This is a genomic window from Rhodococcus sp. BS-15, from assembly GCF_000813105.1.
Taxonomy (GTDB): Bacteria; Actinomycetota; Actinomycetes; order Mycobacteriales; family Mycobacteriaceae; genus Rhodococcoides.
Genome location: NZ_BAOX01000123.1, coordinates 1 through 13,219 on the forward strand (window position 1 = coordinate 1; position 13,219 = coordinate 13,219).

The 13,219-nt window shown below is 65.3% G+C and carries 10 protein-coding genes and 3 pseudogenes; 5 read left to right on the top strand and 8 right to left on the bottom strand.

Annotated features, from left to right (window positions below; genetic code table 11):
- Window positions 1-185, top strand: a 185-nt coding sequence (locus tag RHBS_RS15000) for an FAD-dependent oxidoreductase (RefSeq protein WP_187298499.1), incomplete at its 5' end; no start/stop codon positions are given.
- A complete protein-coding gene (locus RHBS_RS15005) occupies window positions 167-646 on the top strand; it encodes an SRPBCC family protein (RefSeq protein WP_128645945.1) in 480 nt (159 codons plus the stop codon). The genes RHBS_RS15000 and RHBS_RS15005, both read left to right, overlap by 19 nt.
- 68 nt (window positions 647-714) lie before the next feature.
- Here RHBS_RS15005 and RHBS_RS15010 read toward each other — a convergent pair whose 3' ends face one another.
- The 7 genes and pseudogenes from RHBS_RS15010 to RHBS_RS15035 form a co-directional block, all read right to left on the bottom strand.
- Window positions 715-2,205: an aldehyde dehydrogenase family protein gene (locus RHBS_RS15010; protein WP_128645946.1), complete on the bottom strand. Its 1,491-nt coding sequence runs from the start codon at window positions 2,203-2,205 to the stop codon at window positions 715-717.
- Window positions 2,202-3,748: pseudogene (locus tag RHBS_RS15015) on the bottom strand (long-chain fatty acid--CoA ligase). Before RHBS_RS15015 ends, RHBS_RS15010 begins: the two are co-directional and overlap by 4 nt.
- Window positions 3,749-3,881: 133 nt before the next feature.
- The gene (locus tag RHBS_RS31805) at window positions 3,882-4,283 is read right to left on the bottom strand and encodes a hypothetical protein (protein ID WP_306303538.1); all 402 of its coding nucleotides are present in this window, start codon (window positions 4,281-4,283) and stop codon (window positions 3,882-3,884) included.
- A gap of 106 nt (window positions 4,284-4,389) precedes the next feature.
- Window positions 4,390-4,509 (bottom strand): annotated as a pseudogene (locus RHBS_RS32290) (TetR/AcrR family transcriptional regulator); the annotation flags it as partial.
- Window positions 4,510-4,537: 28 nt separating this feature from the next.
- A pseudogene (locus RHBS_RS15025) lies at window positions 4,538-6,711 on the bottom strand (3-hydroxyacyl-CoA dehydrogenase NAD-binding domain-containing protein).
- 34 nt (window positions 6,712-6,745) lie between these two features.
- On the bottom strand, window positions 6,746-7,954 hold the full coding sequence (locus RHBS_RS15030; protein WP_121871912.1) for an acetyl-CoA C-acetyltransferase: 1,209 nt from the start codon (window positions 7,952-7,954) through the stop codon (window positions 6,746-6,748).
- Window positions 7,955-7,989: 35 nt separating this feature from the next.
- Complete coding sequence (locus RHBS_RS15035) at window positions 7,990-9,150, bottom strand: acyl-CoA dehydrogenase family protein (RefSeq protein WP_121871913.1); 1,161 nt, start codon at window positions 9,148-9,150, stop codon at window positions 7,990-7,992.
- A 190-nt stretch (window positions 9,151-9,340) separates the two neighbouring features.
- Between RHBS_RS15035 and RHBS_RS15040 the strand changes: the two genes are divergently transcribed.
- Window positions 9,341-10,096 (top strand): IclR family transcriptional regulator, encoded by a 756-nt coding sequence (locus RHBS_RS15040; RefSeq protein WP_220709158.1) that lies wholly within the window; start codon window positions 9,341-9,343, stop codon window positions 10,094-10,096.
- A 64-nt stretch (window positions 10,097-10,160) separates the two neighbouring features.
- Window positions 10,161-11,336 carry a 4-hydroxybenzoate 3-monooxygenase gene (locus tag RHBS_RS15045; RefSeq protein ID WP_121871915.1) on the top strand — a complete coding sequence of 392 codons (1,176 nt, stop codon included), beginning with the start codon at window positions 10,161-10,163 and terminating at the stop codon, window positions 11,334-11,336.
- Between the two features lie 7 nt (window positions 11,337-11,343).
- Here the strand turns inward: RHBS_RS15045 and RHBS_RS15050 are convergent, their stop codons facing one another.
- On the bottom strand, window positions 11,344-12,501 hold the full coding sequence (locus tag RHBS_RS15050; protein ID WP_121871916.1) for an SGNH/GDSL hydrolase family protein: 1,158 nt from the start codon (window positions 12,499-12,501) through the stop codon (window positions 11,344-11,346).
- 154 nt (window positions 12,502-12,655) lie between these two features.
- On the opposite strand from RHBS_RS15050, the gene RHBS_RS15055 reads away from it, so the two are divergent.
- The coding region (locus RHBS_RS15055; RefSeq protein WP_145977523.1) for an amidase at window positions 12,656-13,219 on the top strand (564 nt) is incomplete at its 3' end.

The following is a 13,219-nucleotide window of genomic DNA, read 5'->3' on the forward strand; positions in this document are numbered from 1 at the left end:
CCCCCGGGGTGTTGACCGGGCTCGGACGGTGGCGCGATGTTCCGTTCGGACGAGTGCGGTGGGCCGGTGCCGAACACTCCGACTATTGGAACGGATACATGGACGGCGCCGTGCGATCGGGTGAAAAGGCCGCAGCAGAAATACTTTCGACCGAAGGAGAACTCTCGTGGAACAACGCTTCGTAGTCTCGGCCCATCGCACACTCTCGGTGACCCCGGAGGAGGTCTGGGCACTGACCGGTGACACCAGCCGCTACGCGGAATGGGTGTCCGACGTCCGAGCCGTCACCGCTCATCACGGCACCGCCCGCACAGGTGGTGTCTATACCGAGGAAGTGGCGGCGCTCGGACGCTTCACCAGTCACGCCACGTGGACCGTCCGGCATCTGGAACCGAACCGACTGCGAATCGATTCGGGTCAGGGATTCGCACCGCTCACCAACGTGGCGAACGTCTTTCGCTTCGCGCCGCTGGGCGGCGGAACCTCCACCGCGATGACCTTCGAATTCTGGTTCGATGTCGCTCCGAGCTGGCTGGGACGTATTGTGCGACCCATCGCGACCGCCGGGATGTCCGCACGATTCGATGTCTCGATGTGCAACCTGGAGGCGCTGATCCTCTCCGAGCGAACCACGACGATCCAATGAGAGAACCGGCGGAAGTCCTCACGCGTGGGCAGCGGTGACATGGCAGGTCGAATCGGTGCGCTGATCGCTCAGCGTCGGTGACGCAGCCCCAGTACTCGGTCGATCAGCGGCATGACCCACCGTCGGCGTCGAAGCGTCACCAGCTCGAATCCGGGGATGTCGAACAGCTTCGTGACGCGGCTGTGCGTGCGGCAGAACTCGGCGAACCCTTCGTCGCCGTGTACTCGGCCGAAGCCGCTGGCACCTACGCCGCCCATCGGAACCGATCCCATCCCGGCGAACGCAATCACGGAGTTGACGGTGACCTGGCCGCACACCATTTGCGCCGCAATCTCTTTGCCGTGCGTGCGGGAGAACACCGATGCGCCGAGAGCGTACCGATGGTCGTTGCTCAGCTCGATCGCCTCGTCGATGCTCTCGACCTCACGGACGGTGACCGTGGGGCCGAACGTTTCCTCGCGAACGGCCGAGCAGCTCTCGGGGGTGTCCACCAACACGGTGGGTCCGACGAATCGCTCGCCGATCGAGGACAGTCCGCCGATCAGTGCTCGGCCACCGCCCGCTTCGGCGTCGGCGAGGTGGCGTCGCACGATGTCGATCTGGCTGGGCATCGTCATCGGTCCGTAGGTGGACGACGCATCGCCACCGGGCGCGATGGCACGGGCGTGCTGCACGAGAGCACCGGTGAATTGTGCTGCGACACTGCGCTCGACGTACACCCGCTCGACTCCGACGCACGTCTGACCGCTGTTGCTGAATGCTCCCCAGGCCACCGCCTCGGCTGCTGCCGTGATGTCTGCATCCGCAGCGATGATCACCGGATCCTTGCCGCCGCATTCCACGACCACCGGGGTGAGAGTCTCGGCGCACGTGGCCATGATCTTCGAGCCGGTTCTCGTCGAGCCCGTGAACGCGATCTTGTCCACGCCCGAGCGGCACAGCGCGGCACCGGTCTCGCCGTATCCGGTCACCAGCGACAGAATGCCCAGTGGCAGAGTCGGATTGGCTTCGTGGAAGGCGCGCACGTATCGAGCCGCCACCGCGGGGGTGTACTCGCTCGGCTTGAACACCACGCAGTTGCCTGCTGCCAGAGCCGAACCGATCGCACTGTTGGGTGCGTAGAGCGGGTAGTTCCACGGGCCGATGACGCCCACGACGCCGAGCGCGACCGTCTCCACGTGAGCGGAGTAGTTCGCGAGCAGCAACCCGGGGTTGACTCGGCGCGACCGCATGAGTCGTGGTGCCTGCTTTTCCGCCCACGCGATGTGTTCGAGGGTCAGTACGATCTCGAGCAGTGCATCGTCGGCGGGTTTGCCGTTCTCACGGTGAATCAGATCGATGAATTCGGTTCGATGACTCCAGATTTCGTGTCGCCATGCCCTCAGGTGTCGGGCGCGAGTACGCGGCGGTAGTGCCGCCCAAGTGCGCTGCGCCCTCCGTGCCAGGCCGACCGTTCGCGCGACGGACTCGGTCGAATCGACGGCGAACGAGGCGACCGGACCATCGTCGATGGGGGAGATCGAATCGAAGGTGGCTCGCGCCTGGACCTGGCTGGTCACAGGGACGCTCCGAGCGCGTCCTTCGCCACGTGTGCGTCCCGCAGTTCGCGCTTGAGGATCTTGCCTGCGCCGCTCATGGGCAGTGCGGTGACGAACTCGATGGTGCGCGGGGTCTTGTATCCGGCGACGTAGCTGCGGGTGTGATCGCGAAGTTCTTCGACCGTCGGCGAGGTGCCCTCGGCCAGCACGACACAGGCGTGGACGCGCTCGCCCCATTCGCCGTCGGGAACACCGATCACGGCGCAGGCCAACACCGAGGGGTGCAGGCTCAGTGCGCTCTCGACCTCGGCGCTGTAGACGTTCTCGCCACCGGTGATGATCATGTCCTTGAGGCGATCGACGACGAACAGGAACCCGTCGGCGTCGAGGTAGCGACATCGCCGGTGTGCATCCAACCGTCGCGAATGGCCGCGGCGGTCTCGTCCGGCTTGTTCCAGTAGCCCAGCATCACGTGTCCACCGCGAACACAGATCTCGCCGACGGATCCGGTGGCCAACTGCTCGTCGTCGGGGCCGAGGATCTGGATCTCCGAGTGCGGAGCCGCGCGACCGGCCGAGCCGATGCGCTCTCCCACATGGTGTTCCGGCCAGAGCAGTGATGCGACCGGTGCGAGCTCGGTCATGCCGTAGGCCTGGGTGAGGCGGGCCCGCGGGAGCCGGGCGAGGGTGCGCTCGAGGACGCCCGCGGAGATCGGGGATCCTCCGTACAGCACGCGGCTCAGCGAGGAGGTGTCGAACTCACTCAACGTGGGGTGGTCGACGAGAAGCTGAATCATCGTCGGTACCAGCAGCACATCGGTGATCGAATGCTTCGCGATCGCGCCGAGGACGGCGGTCGGCTCGAAGAACGGAACCATCACATGGGTGCCGCCGAGCATGACCTGACCCACCCATGCGGCCAGATCGGCGAGGTGGAACATCGGAGCGGCATGGAGCAGGATCGACGCGTCGTCGAGCAGCTGTCCGGTCGCCACCGTTCCCAGGCCCGAGGTGACGAGGTTCGCGTGCGAGAGCATGACGCCCTTGGGGAAGCCGGTGGTGCCACCGGTGTAGAACAGTCCGGCGAGTGCGTCGCCGCTGCGGCGCGCATCGGGGATGGGATCGTGGGACGAGACCAGGTCCTCGTAGGAGACCATGCCCTCGGGGGTGGCACCGTCTCCGCAGTAGACGATGGTCTGCAGGCCGGCACATGCCGGGCGCAATGCCGGGACCATGGCACTGAAGGTGTCGTCGACCAGCAGGACCTTGGTGTCGGAGTCGTTGAGTGCGTACGCGACCTCCACGGGCGACCACCGGATGTTCACGGGGTTGAGCACGGCGTCGGCCCACGGCACCGCGAGCAGGTACTCCGAGTATCGGTCGCTGTTGAACGCCAGCATCGCAACTCGATCGCCGGGCTCGACGCCGATGGAGTGCAGGCCCGCAGCCAGTCTTGCCACTCTGTCGATCTGTTCGGCGAAGGTACGAACCCGATCGCCGGACACCGTTGCTGCCCGGTTCGGAGTGGTTGCCGCGGAGCGGTGAAGGCCTTGAGTGAGATACATGGCGAGTCCCTTGTGCGAGAGGGGGCGAGGGTGCCCGAGGTGAATACCGTCACAGTTCCACCTTATTGGCACAGTGTCAATAGGCGATTTGCACGTTTACCACTCGAATGGACCGCCGAAATGGGTTGTCTGGCTAACGGTCTCGGGCGTCGTCCAGAGCCCGAGCCGTGTCGAGGACGGTGACGAGCACATCGGTCAGCAGAATCTCGACCTGTTCGCGCGTCAGTGTGCCGCGCACCAACCACTCGCGGCCTGCCGCCTTGACCATGCCGCCGAACGCACGCACCGCAGAGGTCGCAACTCGTCGGTCACCGCCTCTGCCCTCGAATGCCGTTGCGTCGAGCACGCGTTCGGCAGCGAGATCGTCGGCCTCGTCGAGAATGCGGGCCACCTGCTCGTCGACGCCCGATCCGCTCGCCACCGACACCCACGCCGCGCCGTGCGTCTCGATCACCCCCACCAGCCAATGCACACTGCCACGGGCTCGCTCCTCGAGCGAGCCCGTGGGCAGATGTACGTCTTCGATCGGCGGCACGGTGACCAGGAAGCGAACGCTCTCGAGGTACAGATCGCGCTTGCTGCCGATGTAGTGGTGAATGAGCTCGTGCGACGCCGGCCGAGGCAGCGACGTCCGACATCGACACCTCCGCGTACGGCTTGTCGCCGAACAAGCGAACAGCGCTCGCCAGGATCTGCGTTCGTCGCTCGTCCGGTTCCAGTCGATTCCACTTGGGTGTACTTGCAGCCGGCATGGTTGCCATGATTGCACCGAACCGACGCCGCGAGGCGTCAGAGGTACCGCTCGGTGCGTGAGCGCAGTGACCTCGGCACGACGAACCGATCGCCGTACCCTGCCCGCAGTCGGTCGGCTCGCTCCACGAATCCCGGCAGGCCGCCGTCGAACTGATTGACGAACTGCAGCACGCCACCGGTCCACGCGGGGTAGCCGATGCCGAGGATGGAGCCGATGTTCGCATCGGCGACCGTCCGCAGGACACCTTCGTCGAGGCACGCGATCGAGTCGAGCGACTGCGCGATCAGCATGCGATCCATCATGTCCTCGAACGGAATTCCGTGATCGGGGCGGTGATAGTGCTCCACCAGGCCCGGCCACAATCCGGCCTTGGTTCCGTTCTCGGAGTACTCGTAGAAGCCACGTCCGGCCTTGCGGCCGGGGCGGTCGAACTCGTCGACGAGGCGATCGACCAGGGCATACGAGTTCGAGACGATCCACGGTCGACCGTCGGCGCGGGTGGCCTCCGCCATGCCCTCGCGGATGTGCCGAGACAGGGTCAACGAAATCTCGTCCATGAGAGCCAGCGCACCGGACGGGTAGCCCGCCTGAAGAGCGGCCTGCTCGACGGTGGCCGGGTGCACGCCCTCCGCGACCAGCGAGATCGCCTCGTCCATGAACCGGCCGATGACGCGGGTGGTGAAGAAGCCGTGACTGTCTCCGACGACGATCGGCGTCTTGCCGATCAGGCGAACGAAGTCGAATGCGCGGGCCAGCGCCGATTCGCTGGTGTGTTCTCCCACAACGATTTCGACCAACGGCATCTTGTCGACCGGGGAGAAGAAGTGCGTGCCGATGAAGTCCGCGGTGCGCGAGACTCCCGTCGACAGCTCGGTGATGGGCAGGGTCGAGGTGTTCGAGCACAGCAGTGCGTCGGCCGTCAGGTACTTGTCGACGGCCTCGAAAGCACCCTGCTTGACGGCGGGATCCTCGAACACCGCCTCGACGACCAGATCGCAACCCTCGGCATCTGCCGCGTCGGAACTGGGCGTGATGAGCGCGAGCACCGCATCGGCGTCGGCCTGGGTCTTTCGTCCCTTCGCGACGGCTTTGCGAGAATCGAACGTGCATAATCTTTTCCACGCTCGGCGGACTCGATCGAGACATCACGCAGCACGACGGGAACCTGTGCCGAGGCGACGACGTAGGCGATGGCGGCGCCCATCATTCCGGCACCGATCACCAGGACCTTCTCGGGCACCCGGTGCGGTTCGGCGCTCGGCCGAGAGCCACCCTTGTTGATGGATCCGAGATCGAAGAACATCGATTGGATCAGATTGCCCGAGACCGCTCCGCAGGCGAGCGAGGTGCAATGCCGGGTTTCCACGAGCGATGCCGACTCGAAGTCGAGTACCGACCCTTCCACGGCCGCAGCAACCACCGCGATCGGAGCGGGCATGGGTGCACCCTTGACCTGCTTGCGGACCGTTGCCGCGAAGGCAGGCAATTGCGCAGCCAGCGCGGGTGAGGCCGCGGTGCCGCCGGGAATCTTGAATCCCTTCCTGTCCCAGGGCTGCAGCGCTTCGGGATTGGCGACGATCCAGGCGCGTGCGTTCGCCATCATCTGCTCGTGGGTGTCGACGACCTCGTCGACAAGTCCGAGTTCGAGTGCCTGCGCCGGCCGATACCGCTGGCCCTGGCCCACCACCTGTGTCAGAGCCTTGACGATGCCGAACATGCGGACCGTCCTGGTGACTCCACCGGCCCCGGGAAGGAGCCCGAGGGTGACCTCGGGAAGCCCGAAGCGAGCTTTGCTGTTGTTCAGAGCAATTCGATGATGACAGGCCAGCGCGATCTCGAAGCCGCCACCGAGTGCGGTGCCGCCGAGCGCAGCCACCACGGGCTTGCCCAGCTTCTCGATCCGGCGAAACTTGTCCTTGGTGAAGTCGAGGGCGTCGGCGATGGCCTCGTGGTCGTGGGGGCCTGCGTCGCGTAGCAGTTCGAGGTCGCCACCGGAGAAGAAGGAATCCTTCGCCGAGGTGACGATCACTCCGTCGTAGGCATCGACGTTCGCCTCGAGCCAGTCGACCGTCTGCCCGAGTGACTCGCCGAACGCGGCGTTCATCGTGTTGGTGGACTGCGTCGGGTCGTCCATCGTCAGCACGAGTACGCGGTCGGTGCCGATCTCGCCGGTGATGGTGGAAGTGTGCAGTGCAGCAGAGCTGTTCATCGTTTCCTCGGGTCGTCGTTCGAGCGCGGGGTGGTCACAGGCGCTCGATGATGGTGGCTACGCCCATTCCGGCACCGATGCAGAGCGTGATCAGTGCGTAGCGCTCGCCCCGCCGCTCGAGCTCGTCGAGAGCCATTCCGGTGAGCATCGCGCCCGTTGCGCCCAGTGGGTGGCCCATCGCGATCGCGCCACCGTTGACGTTGATGCGTTCGTGGTCGATGTCCAGCTTCTTCGCGTAGTTGAGCACCACCGATGCGAATGCCTCGTTGACCTCGAACACCGCGATGTCGTCGAGGGTGAGTCCCGCTGCGGCCAACACCTTGTGGGTGGCCGGAACCGGGCCGGTGAGCATCAACGTCGGGTCCGATCCGGCGACGACTCCGGCCACGACGCGTCCGCGTGGGGTCAATCCGCCTGCGCGCCCGGCCTGTTCGGAGCCGATCAGCACCATCGCGGTGCCGTCGACGATGCCGGAGGAGTTGCCGGCGTGGTGGACGTGATCGATGCGCTCGACCTCGGTGTACTTCTGCATCGCGACGGCGTCGAACCCGGCGAGCGCGCCCATCTGGGCAAACGATGGCTTCAGGGCAGCGAGATCGGCCGCGGTGGTCTCGGGGCGCATGATTTCGTCGTGATCGAGCATCAGTCGGCCGTTTGCGTCGAAGACCGGGATGACCGACTTCTCGAAGTGGCCCATCGACCAGGCGTGTGCGGCGCGTTGCTGGCTGCGCACTGCGAAGGCGTCGACCTCGTCGCGATCGAATCCTTCGATCGTCGCGATGAGGTCTGCACTGACTCCCTGCGGAACGAAGTAGCTGCTGTAGTTGGTGAGCGGGTCGCACGGCCATGCGCCGCCGTCCGCCCCGAGCGGGACACGGGACATCGATTCGACGCCGCCGGCGACGATGAGCTGATCCCATCCGGACCGAACACGTTGCGCCGCAGTGTTGACTGCCTCAAGTCCCGATCCGCAGAAGCGGTTGAGCTGAACGCCGGCGACACTGTCCGGTAGTCCGGCAACCATCGCGACGGTGCGGGCGATATCGCAACCCTGGTCGCCGACCGGGGTGACGACACCGAGCACGACGTCGTCGATCAGGGCCGGATCCAGCTGCGAGTGTCGAGAGAGCAACGTGGACAACGTGTTCGCGGCCAGATCGACCGGCTTGATGGTGTGCAGTGAGCCGGAGCTCTTACCGCGGCCACGTGGGCTGCGCACTGCGTCGTAGAGGAACGCCTCCATGGTGGTGGCCTTTCTGGGGCAACAATATTGCCGAGTTACAAGGAGCGGGAGATGAGGTCTTTCATAACTTCGTTGGCACCGGCGTAGATGCGTGCGATGCGGCCGTCGACGAACATGCGGGCGATGGGGTATTCCTCCATGTAGCCGTACCCACCGAAGAGCTGTAGGCAACGGTCGACCACCTCGAACTGTCGGTCGGTGGTCCAGTACTTGACCATTGCTGCCGTGGTGACGTCGAGGCTGCCCGAGATGTGCTGTGCCATGGCGTCGTCGACGAAGGTGCGGACGACGCGGCCGATGGTGGCGCATTCGGCGAGCTCGAACTTGGTGTTCTGCAGATCGAACAGTGTCTTGCCGAAAGCGCTGCGCGACTTGGTGTATTCGACGGTCTGCTCGACGGCGGCGTCGATCATCGCGACGGCCGCTATCCCGCAGATCAAACGCTCCTGGGGGAGTTGCTGCATCAACTGTGCGAAGCCGCGTCCTTCTGCGTCGCCGAGGATGTTCGTGGCAGGGATACGGAGACCGTCGAAGGTGAGTTCTGCTGTGTCCTGGCCCTTCTGGCCGATCTTGTGCAGCACGCGTCCGCGGTGGAAGCCTTCGGTGTCGTCGGAGACCTCGGCGACGAGCAGTGACAGTCCCCGGGCTCCGGCGGACGGATCGGTCTTGGCGGCGATGATGATCAGATCGCAGTGAGCTCCGTTGGAGATGAACGTCTTTCCGCCGGTCACGACGTAGTCGTCGCCGTCACGCACTGCGCGGGTGGTAATGCCCTGCAGATCCGAGCCGGTGCCCGGTTCGGTCATGGCGATGGCACCGATCCACTCTCCCGAGCACAGCTTCGGCAGCCACTGCTGCTTCTTCTCCTCGGACGCGTAGGCCAGGATGTAGTGCGGGACGATGCCGCTGTGCACGCCGAGCTGCATGGCCGAGTCACCGCAGCGGACCTGTTCCTCGAACAGCACCGCCTCGTGGCGGAAGTCGCCGCCGCCTCCGCCGTACTGCTCGGGTACCGACATGCCAAGCAGTCCGAGGCTGCCTGCGGTGCGGTAGACCTCGCGGCTGGGGCGTCCGGCTGCCGCGAATTCCTCGCGGTGCGGCGCGACCTCCTTCTCGAAGAATCCTCGGGCGAGCTGTCGCACGTCGGCGAGCTCGGTAGCGAGGTCGTCGGAGGTGCGGTCTGCGAGTGCAGTCATGGTGGGTCCTTGGCTCGAAGCGCATCTGTGGTTTATTGGCGCTGTGCCAATAATGATTGCGCGTCGGTGCCGTGGATGTCAACAGTGGGTGCTCCCCGAGCTGCCGAACTCGAAGTTGTGGATGATTTTCGGCTGGAATTCGTCCATAACTTCGAGCTCGGCGATGACCGGGGAGGCTATCGTCGTGCACGTGGCAGGCAATGCGCGGGATCCGGGGGTCTCGGTGGCCTCGCGACTGCTGGCGCTCCTGGCCGTGTTCGGCGAGAAGACCCCCGTGCTGACGCTGACCGAACTGGCCGACGGTGCCGACCTGCCCGTCGCCACCGCGCATCGCCTGGTGCGTGAACTGGTCGACTGGGGAGCGCTCGTTCGCGGTGACGACGGCCGCTACGTGGTGGGGCGTCGGCTGTGGAAGTTGGGCTTGCTGGCACCGGATCAAGCCGATCTGCGAGAGATCGCCTCGCCATTTCTGCACGACCTCTACGGCGCGACGCTCGCCACGGTGCATTTGGCCATTCGCGGCGGCGACGAGGTGCTCTACCTCGACAGGTTGGCCGGGCATGCGTCGGTGCCCGCGGTCAGCCGGGTCGGAGCCCGCCTGCCGCTGTATGCGACCGGAGTCGGCAAGGTGTTGTTGGCCTACGCCCCGCGCGAGGTGCACGATCGCGTGCTCAGGAACTTGGCCCGCATCACCCCGTACACGGTGACTCACCCGGGGAAGTTGGACAGCGAACTACGCCGAGTGCATCGCGAGGGGTATGCGCAGACGGTCGAGGAGATGACGCTTGGGGCGTGTTCGGTGGCCGTGCCGGTCCGGGGCGAGGGTGAGAGTGTGGTGGCTGCGCTGGGAATCGTGGTTCCGAGTATCGGCCGGGATCGCGCCAGACTGGTTGCAGCTCTGCAGGTTGCGGCCCGAGGAATCGAGCGAAGTCTGCGGGGGCGATAGCAGTGTTTTCACTGAGTGGAAACGCGGTCTTGTTCGCGGCCCGAACGCGCGGTGTACTCGATGCATGCGTACACAGGTAGCCATCATCGGCGCAGGGCCCGCGGGTCTGCTGCTGTCCCACCTGCTCGGGGAGCAGGGAATCGATTCCGTTCTGATCGAGTCGCGCACGCAGCAGTACGTGCTCTCGCGAATCCGCGCGGGCATCCTCGAACATTCGACGGTTCAGCTGCTCGACGACCACGGCCTGGGTGAGCGGTTGCATCGCGAAGGGCACGAGCATCGCGGGATCTATCTGCAGTGGCCGGAAGAGCGGCACCACATCGACTTTCGTGACCTGGTGGACCGAAGCGTGTGGGTGTACGGGCAGACCGAGGTGACCAAGGATCTCGTGGCTGCCCGCGAGAAGGCCGGCCAGCAGATCTACTACGACGTCTCGGACACCGCGTTGCACGACGTCGAGTCCGACGCCCCGTACGTCACGTTCACCGATTCCTCGGGCACGCCGATGCGGATCGATGCGAATGTCGTTGCCGGATGCGACGGTTCGTTCGGCCCCAGCCGTGCCGCGATGCCGGATTCGGTACGCAACACCTGGGAGCGGACGTATCCCTACTCCTGGCTCGGGGTGCTGGCCGATGTGGCACCCTCGACCGACGAGCTCATCTATGCCTGGCATCAGGACGGATTCGCGATGCACTCGATGCGATCGTCGACGGTCAGCCGCCTGTATCTGCAGGTTCCCAACGGCACCGACATCGCCACCTGGTCCGACGAGCGGATCTGGGATGCCTTGGCGCGCAGGCTCGGTCACGGTCAGGACGGCTGGGAACTCATGCCAGGGCCGATCACCGAGAAGAGCGTGCTGCCGATGCGCAACTACGTGCAGACGCCGATGCGACACGGCAATCTCTTTCTGGCCGGCGACGCCGCGCACATCGTGCCGCCGACCGGAGCGAAGGGCCTCAACCTGGCAGTGGCCGACGTGGCTCTGTTGGCACCGGCGCTGACATCGTTGCTGGGCAAGAGCGACTCTCGCGCCGCCGATGCCTACAGTGACGACGCCCTTCGACGCGTCTGGCGCTGCACCCACTTCTCCTGGTGGATGACCACGATGCTGCACACCGGCGACGACCCGTTCGACACGCAGTTGCAAATCTCGCAACTGAAATGGGTGGCCTCCAGCGAGGCAGGGGCCACGGGACTGGCGGAGAACTACGCGGGACTTCCCATCGGGTTCTGAGCCGGGCTCACTGGCGTGCGAAAGGACCCCCGTCGGCGAAAGCGGTGTCGACGAAGCGTCGTGCGATCAGTTCGTGTGTCGGCTGGTCGGGGTGGAGACGATCCGGCAACGGATGTTCATCGGAATCGTTGTGCCCGTACAGGTTCAGGCCGTCGAGGTAATGCAGGTGGGTGTCGCCGCCGGCGCGGTCGGCGACGATGCGGGCGAGTTCTTCGCGGATGACCTCTAGCGTGAGCTTTCCGGTCCGCACCTCCGTAGGATCGCCCGTCGCCATGAACTCGATCGTGCCCGACGCCAGTGCTGCGGGGTCGAAAGCTCCTGGGCCCGGTGTGCTCTCGTGAATGGGGCACAGCATTGCCGAGATCACGAGAATCGGGGTGTCGGGGTGACCGTCCCGGATCGTATCGAGAAATCCGTGCACCGCGGAGGTGAAAGCACGCAGCCGCATCACGTCGGAGTTGACCAGATTGATGCCGATCTCCAGGCTGATCAGATCGGCGGGCGCATCGCGAATGGTCCTGGCGACGAACTGGTCGAGCAGCGCACTTCCACCGAAGCCCAGATTTCGCGGTTGCACGTCGGCGGCTGCTGCGGCCAGCGCCGTCCAGGTGGTGCTCGGCCCAGTGGCGTTGGATCCCTGGCTGATGGAGCTGCCGTAGTTGATCCACTTCGGCCGTTCGTCCTCAACGGGCGTAACGGGACCATCGGTGCGCAGGGCGACCAACTCGATCGCTTCGTTGTGCGGTAACCAGATCTCCACGAGCTTGTCGGCATGGGCCAGCCCCGAGAATCGAATGAGCCCACTGCTCTCGACCTGATTGTGCACCGACTCGGTAGCCATGTCGATGATCGTGGTGATCCCACCCGTCGTCGGGGCCCGGTCGGTGAGAACACCATCGACTCGCAGGTCGAACAGCCCGGCGGGCCGTGGTGGCAGACCGAGGAACGTGCGTCTCGTTGCCACGGCATCGATCTCGATGGTGGTGGCAGCGGTGGTGAAGACCAACCGAGCTCCTGACGGCTGAGATTCGGCCATCGTGAGCTGTGGATCGGAGAAGCGCTGGCGAGCATCGAGTGGAAGGCGATGGGTGAGAATGCCGTTGGCGGTTCGTTCCAATTCGGCCGCGCCGCGGAGGATGGCGTCGGAGATGTCGATGGCGATCATGGAAGTGCCGTTCTTTCGGTGCTGGGACGGGCTCGGTCGACAACCTGATCGTATTGAACCTCATCCGGCCGGAGTGCAGGCAGGCGCTATGTCGCATCCGGTCACCGGGTTCGCAACGCTTCGGCTGTGACGGGCGTCGCACTAGGGTGGCACCATGCGCATCGACGAGTATCGGAAGTACGACGGTCTTGGCCTGGCGGGATTGGTTGCCGACGGTGAGGTGACACCGCGCGAATTGCTCGACTGTGCACTGGGGCAGGTCAAGTCGATCGATCCGCGGCTCAATGCGGTGGTGCGGGTGATGTCGGAGCAGGCCGACGACCAGTTGACGCGACCGCTGCAGGGGCCGTTCGCCGGAGTGCCGTTCCTGATCAAGGATCTCTCGCAGGACTACGCAGGCCTGCCCACATCGAGTGGATCGCGTTCGTTGACGGATCTGCCGATGCCGGAACATTCCACTGTGGTGCAGCGCTGGCTCGATGCCGGCCTGGTGATTTTCGGCAAGACCAACACCCCGGAATTCGGGGCGAAGGGAATCACCGAACCTGCTGTGCACGGTGCGACTCGAAACCCGTGGGATCGCAGCAGGACTCCCGGTGGCTCGTCGGGTGGGTCGGCCGCAGCGGTCGCGTCCGGCATCGTTCCCGTGGCCGGGGCGAACGACGGCGGTGGATCCATTCGGATTCCGGCGGCGTGCTGCGGACTGGTCGGGCTCAAG

Coding starts and splice junctions, on each gene's coding strand:
- RHBS_RS15030 (WP_121871912.1), bottom strand. CDS start 7,954: ATGGAGGCGTTCCTCTACGACGCAGTGCGCAGCCCACGTGGCCGCGGT.
- RHBS_RS15035 (WP_121871913.1), bottom strand. CDS start 9,150: ATGACTGCACTCGCAGACCGCACCTCCGACGACCTCGCTACCGAGCTC.
- RHBS_RS15045 (WP_121871915.1), top strand. CDS start 10,161: ATGCGTACACAGGTAGCCATCATCGGCGCAGGGCCCGCGGGTCTGCTG.
- RHBS_RS15050 (WP_121871916.1), bottom strand. CDS start 12,501: ATGATCGCCATCGACATCTCCGACGCCATCCTCCGCGGCGCGGCCGAA.